The 18022-nt window shown below is 65.8% G+C and carries 21 protein-coding genes, 1 tRNA gene and 1 other RNA gene; 9 read left to right on the forward strand and 14 right to left on the reverse strand.

Features of this window, described 5'->3' with window-relative positions; all coding sequences use genetic code 11:
• Positions 1 to 184: 184 nt before the first annotated feature.
• The 4 genes from F6Q13_RS14785 to F6Q13_RS14795 all read right to left on the reverse strand — a co-directional run bounded on the left by F6Q13_RS14785 (position 185) and on the right by F6Q13_RS14795 (position 1919).
• The gene (locus F6Q13_RS14785) at positions 185 to 421 is read right to left on the reverse strand and encodes a CopG family transcriptional regulator (RefSeq protein WP_293057916.1); all 237 of its coding nucleotides are present in this window, start codon (positions 419 to 421) and stop codon (positions 185 to 187) included.
• Positions 411 to 674 (reverse strand): BrnT family toxin, encoded by a 264-nt coding sequence (locus tag F6Q13_RS20320; protein WP_367141296.1) that lies wholly within the window; start codon positions 672 to 674, stop codon positions 411 to 413. Before F6Q13_RS20320 ends, F6Q13_RS14785 begins: the two co-directional genes overlap by 11 nt.
• A 459-nt stretch (positions 675 to 1133) precedes the next feature.
• Complete coding sequence (locus tag F6Q13_RS14790) at positions 1134 to 1646, reverse strand: GNAT family N-acetyltransferase (protein ID WP_293057918.1); 513 nt, start codon at positions 1644 to 1646, stop codon at positions 1134 to 1136.
• A 3-nt stretch (positions 1647 to 1649) separates the two neighbouring features.
• Positions 1650 to 1919, reverse strand: a complete 270-nt coding sequence (locus F6Q13_RS14795) for a DUF1778 domain-containing protein (RefSeq protein WP_293057920.1) — start codon at positions 1917 to 1919, stop codon at positions 1650 to 1652.
• A 308-nt stretch (positions 1920 to 2227) separates the two neighbouring features.
• Between F6Q13_RS14795 and F6Q13_RS14800 the strand changes: the two genes are divergently transcribed.
• Both F6Q13_RS14800 and F6Q13_RS14805 read left to right on the forward strand, forming a co-directional pair.
• Positions 2228 to 2458 carry a hypothetical protein gene (locus F6Q13_RS14800; RefSeq protein ID WP_293057922.1) on the forward strand — a complete coding sequence of 77 codons (231 nt, stop codon included), beginning with the start codon at positions 2228 to 2230 and terminating at the stop codon, positions 2456 to 2458.
• 19 nt (positions 2459 to 2477) lie between these two features.
• Positions 2478 to 2873: a type II toxin-antitoxin system VapC family toxin gene (locus tag F6Q13_RS14805; protein ID WP_293057950.1), complete on the forward strand. Its 396-nt coding sequence runs from the start codon at positions 2478 to 2480 to the stop codon at positions 2871 to 2873.
• 71 nt (positions 2874 to 2944) lie between these two features.
• On the opposite strand, the gene recR is transcribed toward F6Q13_RS14805, so the two are convergent.
• Both recR and F6Q13_RS14815 read right to left on the reverse strand, forming a co-directional pair.
• Complete coding sequence (gene recR / locus F6Q13_RS14810) at positions 2945 to 3556, reverse strand: recombination mediator RecR (RefSeq protein ID WP_293057924.1); 612 nt, start codon at positions 3554 to 3556, stop codon at positions 2945 to 2947.
• A 1-nt stretch (position 3557) separates the two neighbouring features.
• Positions 3558 to 3893 carry a YbaB/EbfC family nucleoid-associated protein gene (locus F6Q13_RS14815; RefSeq protein ID WP_293057926.1) on the reverse strand — a complete coding sequence of 112 codons (336 nt, stop codon included), beginning with the start codon at positions 3891 to 3893 and terminating at the stop codon, positions 3558 to 3560.
• Positions 3894 to 4002: 109 nt separating this feature from the next.
• On the opposite strand from F6Q13_RS14815, the gene F6Q13_RS14820 reads away from it, so the two are divergent.
• Positions 4003 to 4758: an Rv3717 family N-acetylmuramoyl-L-alanine amidase gene (locus F6Q13_RS14820; protein ID WP_293057928.1), complete on the forward strand. Its 756-nt coding sequence runs from the start codon at positions 4003 to 4005 to the stop codon at positions 4756 to 4758.
• Between the two features lies 1 nt (position 4759).
• Here F6Q13_RS14820 and F6Q13_RS14825 read toward each other — a convergent pair whose 3' ends face one another.
• Entirely contained in the window at positions 4760 to 5197 is a 438-nt protein-coding gene (locus tag F6Q13_RS14825) for an SRPBCC family protein (protein ID WP_293057930.1), read from the reverse strand.
• An 81-nt stretch (positions 5198 to 5278) separates the two neighbouring features.
• On the opposite strand from F6Q13_RS14825, the gene F6Q13_RS14830 reads away from it, so the two are divergent.
• Positions 5279 to 6670 carry an FAD-binding oxidoreductase gene (locus F6Q13_RS14830; RefSeq protein ID WP_293057952.1) on the forward strand — a complete coding sequence of 464 codons (1392 nt, stop codon included), beginning with the start codon at positions 5279 to 5281 and terminating at the stop codon, positions 6668 to 6670.
• On the forward strand, positions 6667 to 7980 hold the full coding sequence (locus tag F6Q13_RS14835; RefSeq protein ID WP_293057932.1) for a class I SAM-dependent methyltransferase: 1314 nt from the start codon (positions 6667 to 6669) through the stop codon (positions 7978 to 7980). The genes F6Q13_RS14830 and F6Q13_RS14835 overlap by 4 nt, the downstream gene beginning before the upstream one ends.
• A 26-nt stretch (positions 7981 to 8006) precedes the next feature.
• On the opposite strand, the gene F6Q13_RS14840 is transcribed toward F6Q13_RS14835, so the two are convergent.
• From F6Q13_RS14840 to ffs, 3 genes are all read right to left on the reverse strand, one after another.
• Positions 8007 to 9674: a DNA polymerase III subunits gamma/tau gene (locus F6Q13_RS14840; RefSeq protein WP_293057934.1), complete on the reverse strand. Its 1668-nt coding sequence runs from the start codon at positions 9672 to 9674 to the stop codon at positions 8007 to 8009.
• A gap of 10 nt (positions 9675 to 9684) precedes the next feature.
• Positions 9685 to 10989 carry an aminotransferase class I/II-fold pyridoxal phosphate-dependent enzyme gene (locus F6Q13_RS14845; protein ID WP_293057936.1) on the reverse strand — a complete coding sequence of 435 codons (1305 nt, stop codon included), beginning with the start codon at positions 10987 to 10989 and terminating at the stop codon, positions 9685 to 9687.
• An 84-nt stretch (positions 10990 to 11073) separates the two neighbouring features.
• An RNA gene (ffs, locus tag F6Q13_RS14850) (signal recognition particle sRNA small type) lies at positions 11074 to 11168 on the reverse strand.
• 88 nt (positions 11169 to 11256) lie between these two features.
• Between ffs and F6Q13_RS14855 the strand changes: the two genes are divergently transcribed.
• Both F6Q13_RS14855 and F6Q13_RS14860 read left to right on the forward strand, forming a co-directional pair.
• Positions 11257 to 11342 (forward strand) — tRNA-Ser (locus F6Q13_RS14855).
• A gap of 62 nt (positions 11343 to 11404) precedes the next feature.
• A complete protein-coding gene (locus tag F6Q13_RS14860) occupies positions 11405 to 12154 on the forward strand; it encodes a hypothetical protein (RefSeq protein WP_293057938.1) in 750 nt (249 codons plus the stop codon).
• 26 nt (positions 12155 to 12180) lie between these two features.
• On the opposite strand, the gene F6Q13_RS14865 is transcribed toward F6Q13_RS14860, so the two are convergent.
• On the reverse strand, positions 12181 to 12513 hold the full coding sequence (locus tag F6Q13_RS14865) for a DUF732 domain-containing protein (RefSeq protein ID WP_293057940.1): 333 nt from the start codon (positions 12511 to 12513) through the stop codon (positions 12181 to 12183).
• A gap of 287 nt (positions 12514 to 12800) precedes the next feature.
• Between F6Q13_RS14865 and F6Q13_RS14870 the strand changes: the two genes are divergently transcribed.
• Together F6Q13_RS14870 and F6Q13_RS14875 are read left to right on the forward strand one after the other, a co-directional pair.
• Entirely contained in the window at positions 12801 to 13232 is a 432-nt protein-coding gene (locus tag F6Q13_RS14870; RefSeq protein ID WP_293057942.1) for an MmpS family transport accessory protein, read from the forward strand.
• Positions 13229 to 16138 carry an RND family transporter gene (locus tag F6Q13_RS14875; protein ID WP_293057944.1) on the forward strand — a complete coding sequence of 970 codons (2910 nt, stop codon included), beginning with the start codon at positions 13229 to 13231 and terminating at the stop codon, positions 16136 to 16138. Before F6Q13_RS14870 ends, F6Q13_RS14875 begins: the two co-directional genes overlap by 4 nt.
• Before the next feature lie 41 nt (positions 16139 to 16179).
• On the opposite strand, the gene F6Q13_RS14880 is transcribed toward F6Q13_RS14875, so the two are convergent.
• The 3 genes from F6Q13_RS14880 to F6Q13_RS14890 form a co-directional block, all read right to left on the reverse strand.
• Positions 16180 to 16665 carry a DUF5078 domain-containing protein gene (locus F6Q13_RS14880; protein ID WP_293057955.1) on the reverse strand — a complete coding sequence of 162 codons (486 nt, stop codon included), beginning with the start codon at positions 16663 to 16665 and terminating at the stop codon, positions 16180 to 16182.
• Positions 16666 to 16758: 93 nt separating this feature from the next.
• On the reverse strand, positions 16759 to 17157 hold the full coding sequence (locus tag F6Q13_RS14885; RefSeq protein ID WP_293057946.1) for a hypothetical protein: 399 nt from the start codon (positions 17155 to 17157) through the stop codon (positions 16759 to 16761).
• 44 nt (positions 17158 to 17201) lie between these two features.
• The gene (locus F6Q13_RS14890; protein WP_293057948.1) at positions 17202 to 17891 is read right to left on the reverse strand and encodes a hypothetical protein; all 690 of its coding nucleotides are present in this window, start codon (positions 17889 to 17891) and stop codon (positions 17202 to 17204) included.
• Positions 17892 to 18022: the final 131 nt, after the last annotated feature.

Raw genomic sequence — 18022 nt, forward strand, 5'->3', positions numbered from 1 at the left:
GTGAGATTGCTTGGTCGCTTCCGCGTCGTGGACACCGACAAATGGACTGGTAGAAACCGCGGTGATGATGTGGGGTGTTGTTTGCGATACCGGAGGTTACTCGCCTGAGTGAGACCAATCTGTGGTTACCAGCGCAAGACTTCAGCAGATCCCTGAGCATCGGAGCCGCGCTATCCAGCAACGGTCAGGCTGCGGTATGACCACCTTGGTCAAGCTTTTCGGCGATCCAGACCTTGATCAGTGATTGGCGGGTGACCCCGAGCCGAGTGGCTTCGCGGTCGAGTTCGGCGATCATCCAGACCGGGAAGTCGACGTTCACACGCCGGTGCTCCTCTCCGGGTCGCCGTGCCCGTGCCGCATCGAGGGCGGTCGCCATGTCTTGGCCATCGTCGAAGCGCTCGTCGAACTCGTTAGCTTTCATAAATCGCTACCTCTCCTTCCCGTGAGCGGCGCACGGAGATGATTCGGACGTAGTCGTCTCGGTAGGTCACGACGGCTGACCAGCATCGGCCATCAATTTGGCCTATCACCATCCACCTCGGCTCATCGGTCGTGCGTGCCGGCGCCTCGATGCGGTGCGGATCCCGCCAGATGGACTGCGCCGCATCGAAGTCAGTGCCATGCTTGCTCAGGTTTGCCGCGCTTTTGGCAGGATCAAACTCGAACTCAGGTATGTATAAAAATCATACCGTAATCGCTCTCAACCTCGGGCGTGTGCTCGGCTCAAGCCGCAGGGCACCGGCCGTGAACCCGACGGACACACAGCCGCTTGTCCGCGATGACCGAAATGCAAGGCAACCTGATCGCCCGGATGCTCCAGAAGACGCGTTGGCCCAAGGGGATAGATCCCCGACTTGCGGCCAAGGTCAGATTGCTGGGTCGTTTGACGTTGGCCGATGACGAAACTTACTGGTAGAAGCAATGATCGAGTCGAGGGGTGTTATTTGAGGCATCTGAGGTGGTCCATATGAGTTGGGCGAATAAACAGGCGGGTGGCGATGCTGACCGGCGCCCTGGCGAAGCCCGAGGCCAGCTGCAGTCTGCATGGTACGTGCCGCGACCGTGTCGACGTCCCTTCGCGAGCGCCCGGCGAAGTTGGCATCACTTGCAAAACCCGCCATCCCCCTTGCTGTTCAGTCGCGCCAGCGTTCGCCGAGTGCTTTAGCCGCTGTGGACACCTTCATCACCAGGCGGCGCTCGCGGTTGCGGACGGGGATGAAGTGGTAATGCTCGTAAAACGACTGGGCCTCCTCGTCTATCGCATCAACGACGATGAGTCGTCCTCCGCCGATCTCCGATGCGGCCACTGCTTTCCCGAGTGCGTCAAGAAGTAGCTGCTCGCCGTACCCCTGCCCACGTAGCGCCCGGTCGATGGCCAGCCGGGCGATCAAATATCCGGGTATGCGGGAATAGCCCGCAGCCATCGAGGCCGGCACGCCGTCGTCTTTCCGCGCGATTTCGGTGGGACAGATGGCGAAATAAGCGCAGACCTTCGGTTCGCCGGGCGGGGTCCACACGTAGACGTGCGCGACACCGTTGCTGTCCGCGTGGCGGGCGTGCTCGACCAGCCAGCTGTTCAGTGATTCCTTACCGCAGTCGAACCCTTCCAGGGTGTGGTCGTCGTCGAGCCGCGCGGACTCGAACATCGCTCAGCGCCGCTTGAACGCCGCAGGCTTGCGTGCGGCTGCCGCGAGTCGTGGTGCGGCGTCGGCGGCGTCGAGCGAGGACATCAACTTGTCGAACTGTTCGGGCTCCATCACCGTTACCAGCTCTTGGCTCAGGACGTCCTCGGCACGTTGGATCGCGGCTTTGCGAACGAACTCCGAGGTCTGCTCATGCACGACATTGGCGGCTCGCTGGATGCGGTCCAGGGTCGCCTCTTCCGCGCGAAGCTCGAAGCGCTTCGTTTTGACTGCCACGACAAAACCTCCTTACTGACAAACCCTAGCGTACGGTAGATGTACGTACGCTGCTACCGTAAACCATACCGCCGCGAGTCAGCACAACGACCTCCGCGACTCCGCACTCGACCGGTAACCCGCGCAGACCAACTGTGAACTGCGAAAACGGACCTCTGGGCACTGGGCGTCAAGCCGGCTCCGGTTATGCCAACCTCCATACCTGGGTGTTGTTCGGTATCCGCGACTTGACTCGCATGGTTTGTGTGGTTGTTGACTGCGGGCACGCTTCACATGTGCATGTCATGCGCATGCGATAATGTGTGGCCATGGCAGTTGCGATCCAGATCAAAGATGTCCCCGAAGAAGTTCGCGACGCGCTGGCGGCCCGCGCCGAGGCGCGCGGCCAATCCACCCAAACGTATCTGCGATCACTGTTGGAACGGGAGTACCAGGCGGGGCGCAACCGGCAGCTCTTGGAGGCGTTGGCGGGTCATCGCAGCCTTACCCTGACAGCCAAGGAAGTGGCGGCCGTCGTCCGCGCCGACCGCGACGGGTGAGTTTCCGCCTGTGCTCGTGGTGGACGCAGGTGTGCTGGTGTTGGCGCTTACGAGCGGCACTTCCCAAGGCGACGCGGCACGCGCAGCCCTGAACGGCGACGACGTCTGGCTCGCACCGGCCCACATGCCGGGCGAGATGCTACGCACCCTGCACAAAGCCGTATTGTGCGCGCAATTGGAGCCCGAGGACGCCGAGGCCGCCGCCGACACCGCTGCCGCACTCGCCATCGAATACGTGCTTCCTGATGCACTGCTCCTGCGCACCGCCTGGGCCTGGCGGCACAACATCTCGATCTACGACGGCCTGTATGTCGCGGTCGCTGTCGAACGCTCTGCCGCTGTGATCACCGTTGACAGCAGCCTGGCCAGTGCCACTGATCAGCTCGGTATCCCCGTCGCGATCACCCTGATCTAGGTTCGCCGGCGATACGAGGGGAGGCGGCTCGTATGGGGGCAGATTAACGGCTTGCCCGCACGCCGAGCGGGTTAGACCATCACGCGGCGCCCGGTGAGCGCACGGCCGAGGGTCAGCTCGTCGGCAAACTCCAGGTCGCCGCCCATCGGAAGCCCGGAGGCGATCCGCGTCACGGTCAACCCGGGAATGTCGCGCAGCATCCGCACCAGATACGTAGCGGTCGCCTCCCCTTCGGTATTCGGGTCGGTGGCGATGATCACCTCGGTGATGTCCACCCCGTCGACCTGCTCACCGATCCGGTTCAGCAACTCGCGGATCCGCAGCTGCTCAGGGCCGATCCCGGACAGCGGATCGAGTGCGCCGCCCAGCACGTGATAGCGGCCGCGGAATTCGCGGGTCCGCTCGACGGCCTGGATGTCTTTGGGCTCCTCGACCACGCACACCACGGAGCCGTCCCGGCGAGGGTCCGCGCAGATGCGGCATCGCTCTTCGTCGGAGACGTTGCCGCAGACGGCGCAAAACCGCACGCCGTCGCGCACCGTGGCCAGAACCGCGGTGAGCCGGTCGATGTCGGCCGGTTCGACCGACAACAAGTGGAAAGCGATGCGCTGCGCGCTCTTCGGCCCGATGCCCGGCAGTTTGCCGAGCTCGTCGATCAGATCCTGGACGGGCCCCTCGAACAAGTCAGGACCCCGGGCTGCCCGGCATGTCGCCCATCCCGCCCGCCAACGGGCCCAGCTGAGCCCGCGCCATGGCGGCGACTTGCTGCGAGGCGTCGGCCAGGGCGCCGATGATCAGGTCCTGCAAGGTCTCGATGTCGGCGGGGTCGACGACTTTCGGATCGATCTTGACCGCCACCACCTCGCCGGTGCCCTTGACGGTCACCTCGACCAGACCGCCACCGGCCTTTCCGTGGACCTCGGAGTTGGCGAGTCGCTGCTGGGCAGCCATCAACTGCTGTTGCATCTGCTGCGCCTGCGCGAGGAACGCCGACATGTCGGGCTGGCCTCCGGGCTGCATGACAACCCCCTTGCGGATTGGTCTCGGCTTGATCTCGCCTTGGCTTCTTTCCCGGCTCCCGGGCGGTTCGAACACTCAAGCCTAAACGCCCCCGCGGTACCGTAGCGCGGTGCGCGTACCAGTCTGCCTGCGTGTCGCTGTCGCGATCGGTCTACTCGCCGTGATCGCGATACCGCTCACACCGCAGGCCGCCGCGGCGCCCGCCAGCATCGCCGGGAAGATCGTGTTCCTCGACCCCGGCCACAACGGCGCCAATGACGCCTCGATCAGCCGGCAGGTGCCCACCGGTCGCGGCGGCACCAAAGACTGCCAGGCCAGCGGAACCTCCACCAACGCCGGCTATCCCGAGCACACCTTCGCCTGGGACACCACTCTGCGGGTCCGCGCCGCGCTCAACGCGCTGGGGGCACGAACCGCCCTGTCGCGCGGCAACGACACCGCCCTGGGCCCCTGTGTCGACCAGCGCGCCGAAATGGCCAATGCGCTGCGGCCCAACGCGATCGTGTCCCTGCACGCCGACGGCGGTCCGCCCACCGGGCGGGGATTTCACGTCAATTACTCGGCGCCGCCACTGAACGCCGTGCAGGCCGGGCCGTCGGTGCAGCTCGCCCGCATCATGCGGGACCAGTTGGAAGCCTCGGGCATTCCGCCGGCCAACTACATCGGCCAGGACGGGCTCTATGGCCGCTCGGACCTGGCCGGGCTCAACCTGGCTCAGTATCCGGCGGTCCTCGTCGAGCTGGGCAACATGAAAAACCCCGTCGACTCCGCGCTGATGCAAACACCGGAAGGCCGACAAAAATACGCCGACGCCGTGGTGCGCGGGATCGCGGGCTTCCTGGCCAGCCAGAGCCAGGCGAGCTGAGTCAGCTCTCCAGTTCCCTCTTCAGGTTTGCCAACACCTCGCCCTGAATCTTTTTGAGCCCCAGTGGGGCAAACGTCTTCTCGAAGAACCCCATGATGCCGCCCGTGCCGGTCCAGGTGGTCGTGACGGTGACGCTGGACCCGGCTCCGGCCGGAGCGACCGTCCAGTTGGTCACCATCGTCGAGTTGGCGTCTTTTTCGATGACGGCGTGGCCGGCGACGTCGACGCTGGCCTGCACGTCGCGCACCCGGGATTTGGTGGCCTGAAGCTTCCACGTCGCCACGGTGCCCTGCCCCTGACCGCCCTGCAGCACCTGGTAGTCGCGGTAGTGCGCGGACAGGATTTTCGGTCGGACGTTGCGGTAGTCGGCGACCGCCTCGAGGACGGTCTGGGGCTGCGCGTCGATGAGGATCGTGCTGACTGCGCGGACCTGTCCCATCAGGCAAGACTCCTTTGCTGTGGATGTGCTGATACCACATGCTGGGCGATGCAGGGGCGGCTCTCCGGGACTAGGGTATATCTGGTGCCTGTTTCCCAAGCTGCACCGGAAATCTACCGGGCGGGCGTCGAGCGGCTGATAGCGAGCTATCGGTCCATTCCCTCGACTGCGTCGGTCCGGCTTGCCAAGCCCACGTCCAATTTGTTTCGCGCCCGCGTCAGGCACGACGCGCCCGGACTCGACACTTCGGGTCTGACTCACGTCATCTCGGTCGACCCCGAAGCCCGCACCGCGGACGTGGCCGGCATGTGCACCTACGAGGACCTGGTGGCCGCGACCCTGCCCTATGGCTTGTCCCCGCTGGTGGTGCCCCAGCTCAAGACCATCACCCTGGGCGGGGCGGTCTCCGGCCTGGGTATCGAGTCGGCATCCTTTCGCAACGGCCTGCCCCATGAGTCGGTGCTGGAGATGGAAGTCCTGACCGGCGCGGGCGAATTGCTCACCGTGTCGCCGCAGCAGCACCCGGACCTGTTTCGGGCTTTCCCGAATTCCTACGGCACGCTCGGCTATGCGACCCGGCTGCGGATCGAGCTGGAACCGGTCACACCGTTTGTGGCCCTTCGGCATCTTCGGTTTCACTCGCTGGCCGAGCTGACGGCCACCATGGACCGCATCACCGAGACCGGCGGGCTCGACGGTGTCCCGGTCGACTATCTCGACGGCGTGGTGTTCGGCGCCGACGAGGGGTACCTGTGCGTGGGGATGCGCACCACCACACCCGGCCCGGTCAGCGACTACACCGGGCAGCAGATCTACTACCGGTCCATCCAGCACGACTGTGTTGGTGAGGGAGGTGTCAAGGAAGACCGGCTGACCACCCACGACTACTTCTGGCGCTGGGACACCGATTGGTTCTGGTGCTCCCGGTCGTTGGGCGTGCAGAACCCCCGCATACGACGATGGTGGCCGCGGCGCTACCGACGCAGCAGTGTCTACTCCAAGCTGATCGCTCTCGACCGGCGGTTCGGCATCGCCGACCGGATCGACCGGCGAAAGGGGCGTCCACCCCGCGAACGGGTGGTGCAAGACGTCGAGGTGCCCATCGAGCGGGCGAGGGAGTTCATCGAGTGGTTTCTGGCCACCGTGCCCATCACACCGCTGTGGCTGTGCCCGCTGCGGCTGCGTGACCAGGCCGGTTGGCCGCTGTACCCGATGCGGCCGGGTCATCCCTACGTCAACATCGGGTTCTGGTCCTCGGTACCGGCCGGTGCCACCGAAGGTGCGACGAACCGGCTGATCGAGGCGAAGGTGACCGAGCTCGACGGGCACAAGTCGCTCTACTCCGACTCCTACTACACCCGCGAGGCGTTCGACGAACTCTACGGTGGGGAAACCTACAAAACCGTCAAAAAGCTCTACGACCCGGATTCACGTCTTCTCGACCTGTATGCAAAGGCGGTGCAACGACGATGACGATGATCAAGGACCACGCCCCCGCTGCCAAAGCCAAGTTGAGCCTGGCCGAGATCCTGGCAATCGTCACTGACGGCAGCCGCCAGCCGCTGAGGTTCAGCGCCTACGACGGCAGCACCGCCGGCCCCGACGATGCGGTGCTGGGCCTGGATCTGTTGACCCCCAGGGGGGCCACCTACCTGGCCACCGCCCCTGGAGAGCTCGGGCTGGCCCGCGCGTACGTGTCGGGCGACTTGCAGGCCCGCGGCGTGCATCCCGGCGACCCGTACGAGCTGCTCAAGGCGCTGGCCGACAGGATGGACTTCAAACGGCCGTCGCCGCGGGTGCTGGCCAACATCGTGCGCTCGATCGGGTTCCACCGACTGATTCCGGCCGCGCCGCCACCGCAGGAGGCTCTCCCCCGGTGGCGCCGCCTCGCCGAAGGGCTGCGACACAGCAAGGCCCGCGACGCCGAGGCCATCCACCACCACTACGACGTCTCCAACACGTTCTACGAATGGGTGCTGGGACCGTCGATGACCTACACCTGCGCGGTCTACCCCGACACCGACGCGACGCTGGAGGAGGCGCAGGAGAACAAGTACCGCCTGATCTTCGAGAAGCTGCGGCTGGCGCCGGGGGACCGGCTGCTCGACGTCGGCTGCGGCTGGGGCGGCATGGTCCGCTATGCCGCCCGCCGCGGGGTCCGCGCGATCGGTGCGACGCTGTCCGCCGAGCAGGCTGCCTGGGCGCAGCGGGCAATCCAGGGCGAGGGGCTTTCCGAGCTTGCCGAGGTGCGGCACTGCGATTACCGCGATGTCCGCGAAGGCGGATTCGACGCCGTCTCGTCGATCGGGCTGACCGAGCACATCGGTGTTCGGAACTATCCGGCCTACTTCGGCTTTCTGCTGTCGAAACTGCGCACCGGGGGCCTGCTGCTCAATCACTGCATCACCCGCCACAACAACAACTCTCCGGTCCGGCCGGGCGGATTCACCGACCGCTATGTTTTCCCTGACGGCGAGCTGACCGGCTCGGGGCGGATCATCACCGCGGTCCAGGAAACCGGTTTCGAGGTGCTGCACGCGGAAAACTTCCGCGCGCACTATGCGATGACGCTGCGGGACTGGTGCCGCAACCTGGTTGCGCACTGGGACGAGGCCGTCGCCGAGGTCGGACTGCCCACCGCCAAGATTTGGGGCCTCTACATGGCAGCTTCACGAGTCGGCTTCGAGCAGAACAAGCTTCAGCTGCACCACGTGCTTGCGGTCAAGCCCGACAACCGGGGTCGCGACGGCGGCCTGCCGCTGCGGCCCTGGTGGCGACCGTAGCCCCGGCCGGTAATCAGCCCCGATAATTAACCGTTGTCGATCCGGCGGGCGCCGAGTTCGTTCTGCAGCAGTTCCAGCGCGGCTTCCTCGGGGTCACGGCGCGGAGTCGGCGCGTCGTCGTATTCCGCTGCGGCCAGCATGCTGTCCTCGTCGCTCGCCGCCTCCTCGGCGGGAGCGGGACCGGACCCGCCCGGCTCGCAGCGAACCCGCCAGTTCACGCCGAGCGCGTCTTTGAGCGCTTCGGCGATGACGTCGGTGTTGCGCTGCTCGCACAGCCGCTTGGCCAGCGGTGCCGACTCGTGGCTCAACACCAAGGTGTCGCCGTCGACTGCCCGCACGGTGGCTCCGGCCAGCATGACCTCGGTGGTGCGGCTGCGTTGGCGCACCTTGTCGCGCACCGTCGGCCACAACGTTCGCACCGCGGCCGCGTCGGGTTCGCCCCCTTTGGTGGCGAGGGCCGGCTTGGATTCCGGCTCGGCTGCCTTGGCCGGTGCCGTGCGCGCCCTGGGCGGGCCGGCGGGCCCGGCGACCGGAATCGACATGTCCAGTCTGGTCTCGATCCGCTCGAGACGTTGCAGCAACGCCGATTCGGCGTCACTGGCCGACGGCAGCAGCAGCCGCGCGCAAATCACCTCGAGCAGCAGCCGCGGCGCCGTCGCGCCGCGCATCTCCCCCAGCCCCGCCTGCACGACTTCGGCGTAGCGGGTCAGCGTCGCCGGACCAATCCGGGCCGCCTGATCACGCATGCGATCCAGCACGTCCTCGGTCGCATCGACCACGCCGCGGGCAGCGGCGTCCGGTACTGCTTGCAGCACGAGAAGATCACGAAACCGCTCCAGCAGGTCGACGGCGAACCGTCGCGGGTCGTGGCCGGCGTCGATCACCGACTCCACTGCCCCGAACACCGCGGCGGCGTCACCCGCCGCGAGGGCATCGACGGCGTCGTCGATCAGCGCGACGTCGGTGGCGCCCAGCAGACTCAACGCCTGACGGTACCCGACCCGATTGTCCTGCGCCCCGGCCAGCAGCTGGTCGAGCACCGACAAACTGTCCCGCGGCGAACCGCCCCCGGCCCGAATCACCAGCGGGAACACGGCATCGTCGACCGCGACGCCCTCCTGCCGGCAGATCCGTTCGATCAGTGCCCGCATCGTGCGCGGCGGCAGCAGCCGAAACGGGTAGTGGTGGGTGCGGGACCGGATCGTCGGCAGCACCTTCTCCGGTTCAGTGGTCGCGAACACGAAGATGAGGTGTTCTGGGGGCTCCTCGACGATTTTCAACAGGGCATTGAATCCCGCCGTGGTCACCATGTGCGCCTCGTCGACGATGAACACCCGATACCGTGACTGGGCCGGCGCGTAGAACGCGCGGTCGCGGAGTTCGCGGGTGTCGTCGACCCCGCCGTGGCTGGCCGCGTCGAGTTCGATCACGTCGATACTGCCCGGCCCATTGGGCGCCAGCGCAACACAGGACGCGCAACCACCGCACGGGGTGGGCGTGGGCCCCTGCACACAGTTCAGCGATCGGGCCAGGATGCGCGCCGAGGACGTCTTGCCGCAGCCACGCGGGCCGGAGAACAAATACGCGTGGTTGATCCGGCCCGCCGCGAGCGCGTTCGACAGCGGCACGGTGACGTGTTCCTGGCCCACCACCTCGGCCAAGGTCGCCGGTCGGTACTTGCGGTAGAGCGCCACGGTCAGCAGGCTACCGCCGGCCGGTGACGACCGGATTGCGCAAGGACTCGGTAGCGGCCAGCAGTGCGCAGGTCGCCAGTCCGTCGATCGCGTCGCGCAGCTCCGACATCGACGGGAACGTCGGCGCGATCCGAATGTTTTTGTCCTCGGGGTCTTTTCGGTACGGGAAGGATGCGCCCGCCTCCGTGAGGGCGATTCCGGCGTCTTTGGCCAAAGCGACGGTTCGCCGCGCCGTGCCGGGCAGCACGTCGAGGCTGATGAAGTAGCCCCCTTTGGGTTCGGTCCAGGACGCGATTTTGGCATCGTCGAGCCGCTTGTGCAGAGTTTCCAGGGCGAGCGCGAATTTAGGCGCCAGGATCTGCTGATGACGCAGCATGTGCAGACGCACCCCGTCGGCGTCGCCGAAAAACCGTAGATGCCGCAGTTGGTTGACCTTGTCCGGACCGATCGACCTTTTGCCCGCGTACTGCAGATACCAGGCGATGTTGCCCAGCGACCCGCCGAAGAAGCTGACGCCGGCGCCGGCGAAGGTGATCTTGGAGGTGGACGCGAAGACATACGGCCGGTGAGGATTACCCGCAGCGGCGGCCAGCCCCAGCACGTCGACTTGGCGCGGGAAGTCCAGCGTCAGGGTGTGCAGCGCATAGGCGTTGTCCCAAAACAAACGGAAATCGTTTGCGGCAGTTCGCATCTGGACAAGCCGGCGAACCGTCTCCCAGGAGTAGGTCACCCCGGTGGGGTTGGCGAACACCGGCACCGCCCACATGCCCTTGATCGCGGGATCGGCGGCAACCAGCTCTTCGATCACGTCGACGTCCGGGCCGTCCTCGCGCATCGGCACCGGGATCATGTCGATGCCCATCGTCTCGGTGATGGCGAAATGGCGGTCATAGCCCGGGACGGGGCACAGGAACTTGACGGTCGGCTCGTCCTTCCAGGGGCGCGGCGAGTCCACCCCGCCGTAGAGCATCGAGAACACGATCACGTCGTGCATCAGTTCCAGGCTGGAGTTGTTGCCCGCAAGCAGGTTGGGCACCGCGATTGCCAGCAGCTCCCCGAAGATGGCCCGCAGTTCCGGCAAGCCGTGCAGGCCGCCGTAGTTACGGGTGTCGGTGCCCTCCGCGTCGCGGAAGTCCGCACCGGGCAGACTCAGTAGCGCGTTGGACAGATCGAGCTGCTCAGCCGACGGTTTGCCGCGGGTGAGGTCAAGGGCCAGCTTCTTGGCCTGCAGGTTGGCGTACTCCTGCCGGTGGCGCGCGTGCAGCGCCTCGAGTTCCGCGGAGCCGAGGGTGCTCAACGAGCCGACCGACACCATAGGCCTTTCCCTGTCATCGCCGTGGGACCAGTGGAATCGGTACCGGGTAGACCCCTCGGACATCGAGGGGCCCGCCGGCTCCGACGCAGGGGACCCCGCGCACCCGCTAGAGCCCGTTGACCCTTGCTGCCTTCCGGCCCTGGGGGAGTTCGCAGGATAAACGCCGCGCGGGGTCCACCGCGAGTGTAGTACCGGCGATCCGGGCCGGTCGGACCAGCCACGAGCCGGCCGGACGACGCGAGGCCGGGCTCGGTTACCATGGCCGACGGAGGATTCGCCTAGTGGCCTATGGCGCTCGCCTGGAACGCGGGTTGGGTTAATAGCCCTCGCGGGTTCAAATCCCGCATCCTCCGCACTCTCGTCCCGGGCGCGACCACCACATGGTCGGGCCCGGGACACCAGCTCGAGGAGGACTATGGGGCGAACGGTCGCCATCGTCTGGCACGCGGTGTTCGCGTTGGTTGCCGGTGTCCTCTACTTCTTCTTCGTGGTGCCGCGCTGGCCCGAACTGATGGGCTACATCCCCCACACCCTGGGCACGGCGCTGCGGATCGTGACCGGTGTGGTGATCGGGCTGGCGGCGTTGCCGGTGGTGTTTACCGTGCTTCGGACCCGCAAGCCGGAGTACGGCACCCCGCGGCTGGCGCTGCGCATGCGGACCTGGTCGATCGTGGCGCACACCCTGGCCGGGGTGCTGATCGCCGGCACCGCGATCAGCGAGATCTGGCTGAGCCTGGACAGCGCCGGGCGCTGGCTGTTCGGAATCTACGGCGCGGCCGCCGCGATCGCGCTGCTGGGCATAGTCGGGTTCTACCTGTCATTCGTGGCCGAGCTTGCGCCCAAACCACCCAAGCCACCCAAAGCGCGCAAACCCAAGAAACCCAAACGCCGCCGACGCGGCGGGAAGGGCACCGCCGCGGACGACGAGGTTCAGGAAGCCGCCCCCGAGATCCCCGAGACCCCCGAGACCCCCGAGACCGACGCGGCTACCGCCGAAGCCGAGGCGACCGGAGAAGAACCGGAAACGGCCGCCGTCGGCGAGCCGTCCGGCGCCGAGGACACCGAGGCGGTCGAAGCCCGGGGCGGGTTGCGCAACCGCCGCCCGGCCGGCAAGTCGTCGCGCCGGCGCAGACGCTCGCGCGGTGGTGTCGCCGTCGACGACTAGCCGCCGTTGCACGTGGCTGCGGCCGCTCAGCGTGCCGGAATGTTCTGCAGCTTGGGGGCGAGGTCGGGGCAGTAGATGCTGATGGCGGTGGCCAGGAACTCATAGGTCTGTACCTGGGTGGTGCCCCGCGGGAGGTTGTGCGAGAGGAATTGCGCGGATGCCGCCGCGTCGGGGTCGACGCCCTGGGCCAACCGCCGGCAGGCGATCTTGGCCAGGAACGGGTCGTAATCGTGCGGGCCGTAGATACCGTACCGCTGAATCTGATTGTCGAAATCGGTGTCGGGATCGGCGTGAGCCGGCGCGATGGCACCGACCACCGCCGCGATGACCACGATTGGGGCGAGCCTCGCTACCTTCATGACTTGGATCGTAGCTCGCCGGCTCCGCGCGAAAGATCCAGCTCCCGTTCGCAGGCTCCCGCCAGTCACGGTGTCGAGCCTGCCATCGGTTTCCGTTCATAGCCTGTTCCGATTAGAGTAGCTAAGGTTACACATAAGCTAATTAGTCCAGAGCTAATCAGTCCAGCGTTTCGGCCCCGCCAGAGACGGAGGCAATCAGGACGATGACCGGGCCGCTGCGCTGAGCGGCCCCGGCCCGGGGGTAGGGCCGCCTGGTAGGTAGCGACGAGAGGGGCGAAGTTTCAGAAATGTTTGGCGTTATCAAACGTGTCTGGCTGCCGCTGGTCATCGTGGCAGTCGTCGCCGTCGGCGGGTTCTCGGTCTACCGGGTCCACGGGTATTTCGGCGCACACGGCAACGCCGGGGGCTCGTCGGTCAAGTTCGAAGACACTAAACCGTTCAACCCCAAGGTCGTCGTCTATGAGATCTTCAGCCCTGACGGCACCGAGGCTGATATCAACTATCTGGACCTCAGCGCCGACCCGCGGCGCGTGGACTCGGCGCGGCTGCCGTGGTCGCTCACGTTGTCGACCACCGATCCCGCCGTGAGCCCCAACATCGTGGCTCAGGGGCACAGCGACACCATCGGCTGCCGCATCACCGTCGACGGTGTCGTCAAGGATGAAAGGATCCGCAGCGGCGTGAACGCCCAAACCTTCTGCCTGGTGAAATCCGCATGACCGCAACGACGACCGAGGCGCCGACCGAGGTCTTCCCCGTTCCTCCCCCGGAACCGGCTCGTTCGCGCGGGGCGCGATGGATCCGCCGGCTGTCCGTACCGATCATCCTCGGCTGGCTGGCGTTCACCGTCGTCCTGAATGTCGCCGTGCCCCAGCTCGACGTGGTCGGCCAGATGCGCAACGTGTCGATGAGCCCCAACGACGCGCCGTCGATGATCGCGATGCACCGGGTCGGCGCGGACTTCCGCGAGTTCAAATCCGACAGCTCGGCGATGATCGTGCTGGAAGGCCAGCAGCCGCTCGGCGACGCCGCCCACCAGTACTACAACAAGCTGGTCGCCAAGCTCCGGGCGGACACCGCACACGTCGAGAACGTCCAGGACTTCTGGAGTGACCCGCTGACAGCGGCCGGGTCGCAGAGCCCCGACGGCAAGGCCGCCTACGTCCAGGTTTATCTGGCGGGCAACCAGGGTGAGAGCCTGGCCAACGAGTCGGTCGCCTCGGTGCAGAAGATCCTCAAGGAGCTCCCGCCGCCGCCCGGGGTCAAGGTCTACGCGACCGGGGCGGCCCCGCTGCTCGCCGACCAGCGCATCGCCGGCGACCGCAGCGTCAAGCTGATCACCTCGATCACCTTCCTGGTGATCATCGTCATGCTGCTGTTCGTCTACCGCTCGATCAGCACGGTGATGCTGGTGCTGGCGATGGTCTTCCTGGAGCTCTCGGCGGCCCGCGGCGTGGTGGCGTTCCTGGGCTACTTCAACCTGATCGGGTTGTCGACGTTCGCGGTCAATTTGCTGGTGACGCTGGCTATCGCCGCCTCCACGGACTACGCGATCTTTCTGATCGGCCGCTACCAGGAAGCCCGCACCGTCGGGGAGGACCGCGAGTCCGCGTTCTACACGATGTATCGCGGGACCAGCCATGTGATCCTCGGATCGGGGCTGACGATCGCCGGCGCCACCTTCTGCTTGCGCTTCACCCGACTGCCCTACTTCCAAAGTCTGGGTGTGCCGTTGGCGATCGGCATGCTCGTCATGGTCGCCGCCGCGCTCACCCTGGGAGCCGCTGTCGTGGTGGCGGCAAGTCATTTCGGCTTGTTGGAGCCCAAGCGGGCGATGCGGATCCGCGGCTGGCGCAAGATCGGCGCGGCAGTGGTGCGCTGGCCGGCGCCGGTGCTGGCCGCGACAGTCGCCGTCGCGCTGGTCGGCCTGGTAACCCTGCCCGGATACCGACCCGGCTACGACAACCGCAATTACATGCCGAGCGACATTCCGGCCAACGAGGGGTACGCGGCCGCTGATCGGCATTTCTCGCAATCGCGGATGAACCCGGATCTGCTGCTCATCGAAACCGATCACGACATGCGGAATCCGGCCGATTTCCTGGTCATCGACAAAGTGGCCAAAGCGGTGTTCCGCACTTCGGGCATCGGACGCGTGCAGGCCATCACCAGGCCGCTGGGTACCCCGATCAATCACGCGTCGATCCCGTTCGCCATCAGCATGCAGGGCACCACCCAGCAGCTGAACATGCAGTACATGCAGGACCGCATGAAAGACATGCTGCGCATGGGTGAGGAAATGCAGACCACGATCAACAGCATGGAGAAGATGCTCGAGATCACCAGGCACATGTCGGAAACCACCCATGACATGGACCTTCGGATGCACGGCATGGTCGCCGACATTCAGGACTTGCGTGACGAGATATCGAATTTCGACGATTTCTGGCGGCCCATCCGTAGCTACTTCTACTGGGAGAAGCACTGCTTCGACATCCCGATCTGCTGGTCGCTGCGGTCGATCTTCGATGCCCTCGACGGCGTCGACACGATGACCGACGACATCACCAACCTGTTGCCGGACATGGATCGGCTCGACACGCTGATCCCGCAGATGCTCGTGGTCATGCCGCCGATGATCGCCACGATGAAAAGCATGCGGATCATGCAGCTGACCATGCAGCAAACGATGGGCGGTCTGCAGGACCAGATGGCCGAGATGATGAAAAACCAATCGGCGATGGGCCACGCGTTCGACGAGGCGAAAAACGACGACTCGTTCTACCTGCCTCCGGAAGCCTTCGACAACGCCGATTTCAAGCGCGGGTTGAAGATGTTCCTGTCACCGGACGGCCACGCGGTGCGGATGATCATCTCGCACGAGGGCGACCCCGCGTCGCGGGAAGGAATCGCCACCGTGGAGCCGATGAAGCACGCGGTGCACGAGGCCATCAAGGGGACGCCGCTGGAGGGCTCCAAGGTCTACCTCGGTGGCACCGCACCGATGTACAAGGATCTGGCCACCGGGTCCACCTACGACTTGATCATCGCCGGGATCGCGTCGTTGTGCCTGATATTCATCGTCATGCTCATCATTACCCGCAGCATCATCGCCGCCGCCGTCATCGTCGGCACCGTGTTGCTGTCGCTGGGCAGCGCCTTCGGGTTGTCGGTGCTCATCTGGCAGCACCTCATCGGGCTCGACCTGCACTGGATGGTGCTGGCGATGTCGGTCATCATCCTGCTGGCCGTCGGTTCGGACTACAACCTGCTGCTGGTGGCGCGCTTCAAAGAAGAGATCCACGCCGGGCTCAAGACCGGCATCATCCGCGCCATGGGCGGCAGCGGCTCGGTCGTCACGTCGGCCGGGCTGGTGTTCGCGTTCACGATGATGGCCATGGCGGTCAGCGACCTGGCGGTGATCGGCCAGGTGGGCACGACGATCGGGCTCGGGCTGCTGTTCGACACCCTGGTCGTGCGGTCGTTCATGACACCGTCGATCGCGGCGCTGCTCGGGCGCTGGTTCTGGTGGCCGCAGCGGGTGCGCACGCGCCCGGCCAGCGGGCTACTGCGGCCTTTCCCGCCCCGCCCGGTAGTGCGCGAGCTGCTGAACCAGCCGGGCTGACGACAGGACCGCGGCCCGCCTGCGCTGCGCCGGCCGTAAGGTCACCAATCCCACACGGACATGTCGTTGGGTGGGTACTTGGCGCAGTTGTCGGTTTCCTTGGCAACCACACCCTTGTTGTTGAAGAAGATCTTCATGTGGTTGGGCCACGCCAACCACAGCGGGTCGACTTGCGGTGCATAAAAGTTGGCCGAATAAGCCCGGCGGTCCGCCGGGGACAACGAGTAGAACCAGTGGGCCATGTCTTGGGTCGCCTGCTGCACGTTGGGGTGATTGTCGTAATCGGTCATGTACCGCTGGTAATAAATCGGGGTGTAGTCTCTCGCGGCGGCCAGGATCTGCTCGGCGGTGCAGGTCGTGTTGATCATCCGCCGCGGGATCGGAAAGTCGTCGGTCGAGTCGTTGGACGAGCAGCCGGCGCAGGGCGTGAACGGGTCGGCCGCAGCGTGCCCGGGCGAGGCCACGGGAATGATCCCGGCCACCAGCAGGGCCGCACCGGTTGCCAGAAGTGTGTTCAGACGAGGCACGTGCATACCCGCTACTATAACGCCCTCATAACGACCATCGTTAGTCGAGCTTAGGATCGTCCCCCCGGGCCGCCGTCTGGCGAAGATTGCTGGTCAGTCGGTCTTCTGCCAGGGCTGGCAGCTGTGCGTCAAGAACGCCGCGTCGCTCGGCTTTATCACCACCAGCTGAGGAGCGGTGCTGATGTCGTTAGCGATGATGTCGACCGGGTTGAGACTGCTCAGTCGGGCCCAATAGCAATCGGATTCCCCCTCGGCGCTCGGACCGGCCGAGCGATAGGTACCCGCAGCGATGTCGGTACCGACGCGATACGTGCCATCGGTTTCCATGGTCGTTTTCAGCACGGGCGCTGCCGGCGCCGGGCGGGTCACCGTGACGGTTTTGGTGATCACCGGCTGCACCGTGGACGTCACTGTGGCCACCGGCCGGCCGGATCCGGAGCACCCCGCGAGCACTATCCCCACGGCGGCGACGGCGGTTTTTCTGCCCTGCATTGCCAGTAAGGGTAGGCGCGGGGGCGCGCACCGGCCACCGGCGTTTACACCGCACCGACGACGTCGGCGATAAACAGGGCCGGGAAGGAGTTCAGTTCGGCCATCGTGAGAAGGTCGCCGGCGTGGACGACACCGAGTTCTGCGGCGTCAAGCCCGGTGTTGCCGGTGACCGCGGTGGCCAATGCCTGGTCTGCGTGCAGCATGGCCGTGCTGGCCTGGACCCAGTCCTGCTCGGCCGGGGTGACAACGAGTTGCTCGACCGGCGTGAGAAACCCGCCGTCAGCGGAGATGATGTTTGCGGCTGACTGCAGCGTTTCCAGGGAATTCGAAAACACGGCTATCGACTGGTTGTCGACGAACTGGGCTGCTTCAGAGCCGGGGGGTGCCGATATGGTGCTCAGCACATCGTTCGCGTCGGTCAGGTTGGTGCTGGCGGTGGCCAGCAGGCCGGCCGGTGTGGCCGTCTCGACGTGGTGCAGAGCCAGCGGAGTGAAGTCGCTGTAGGCTACCTGCACGTCATCGAGGAAAACAACAGCGTTATCGAGCCACAGTGAATACAGCAGCGCATCGGTCAGCGCATCGCCTGCCGTGGATGCGGCGCTGCCCGCCGTGGCACCGACCAGATCGGTCGTGTCGGCGCCTGCGCTTCCCACGCCGGCGCTGAGCGCAGTGGCTGCTGCGCCGGTGAGCCACGCCAGGCCCATGGCCCACCGGCGCGCACGACGCGAGCCCATACCGTCGCTCCTTCCTGTCGCAGCGGCACACGTGGTCCGGGACCGCAAGCCCGGGGCCTAATTTTAGCATGAGGCCGCTAGTGTCCCGCGCCGTTAATTCGTTTTATTAATCTTCCAATGGACTCCAGGAT

Source organism: Mycobacterium sp. (genome assembly GCF_008709575.1).
GTDB lineage: Bacteria > Actinomycetota > Actinomycetes > Mycobacteriales > Mycobacteriaceae > Mycobacterium.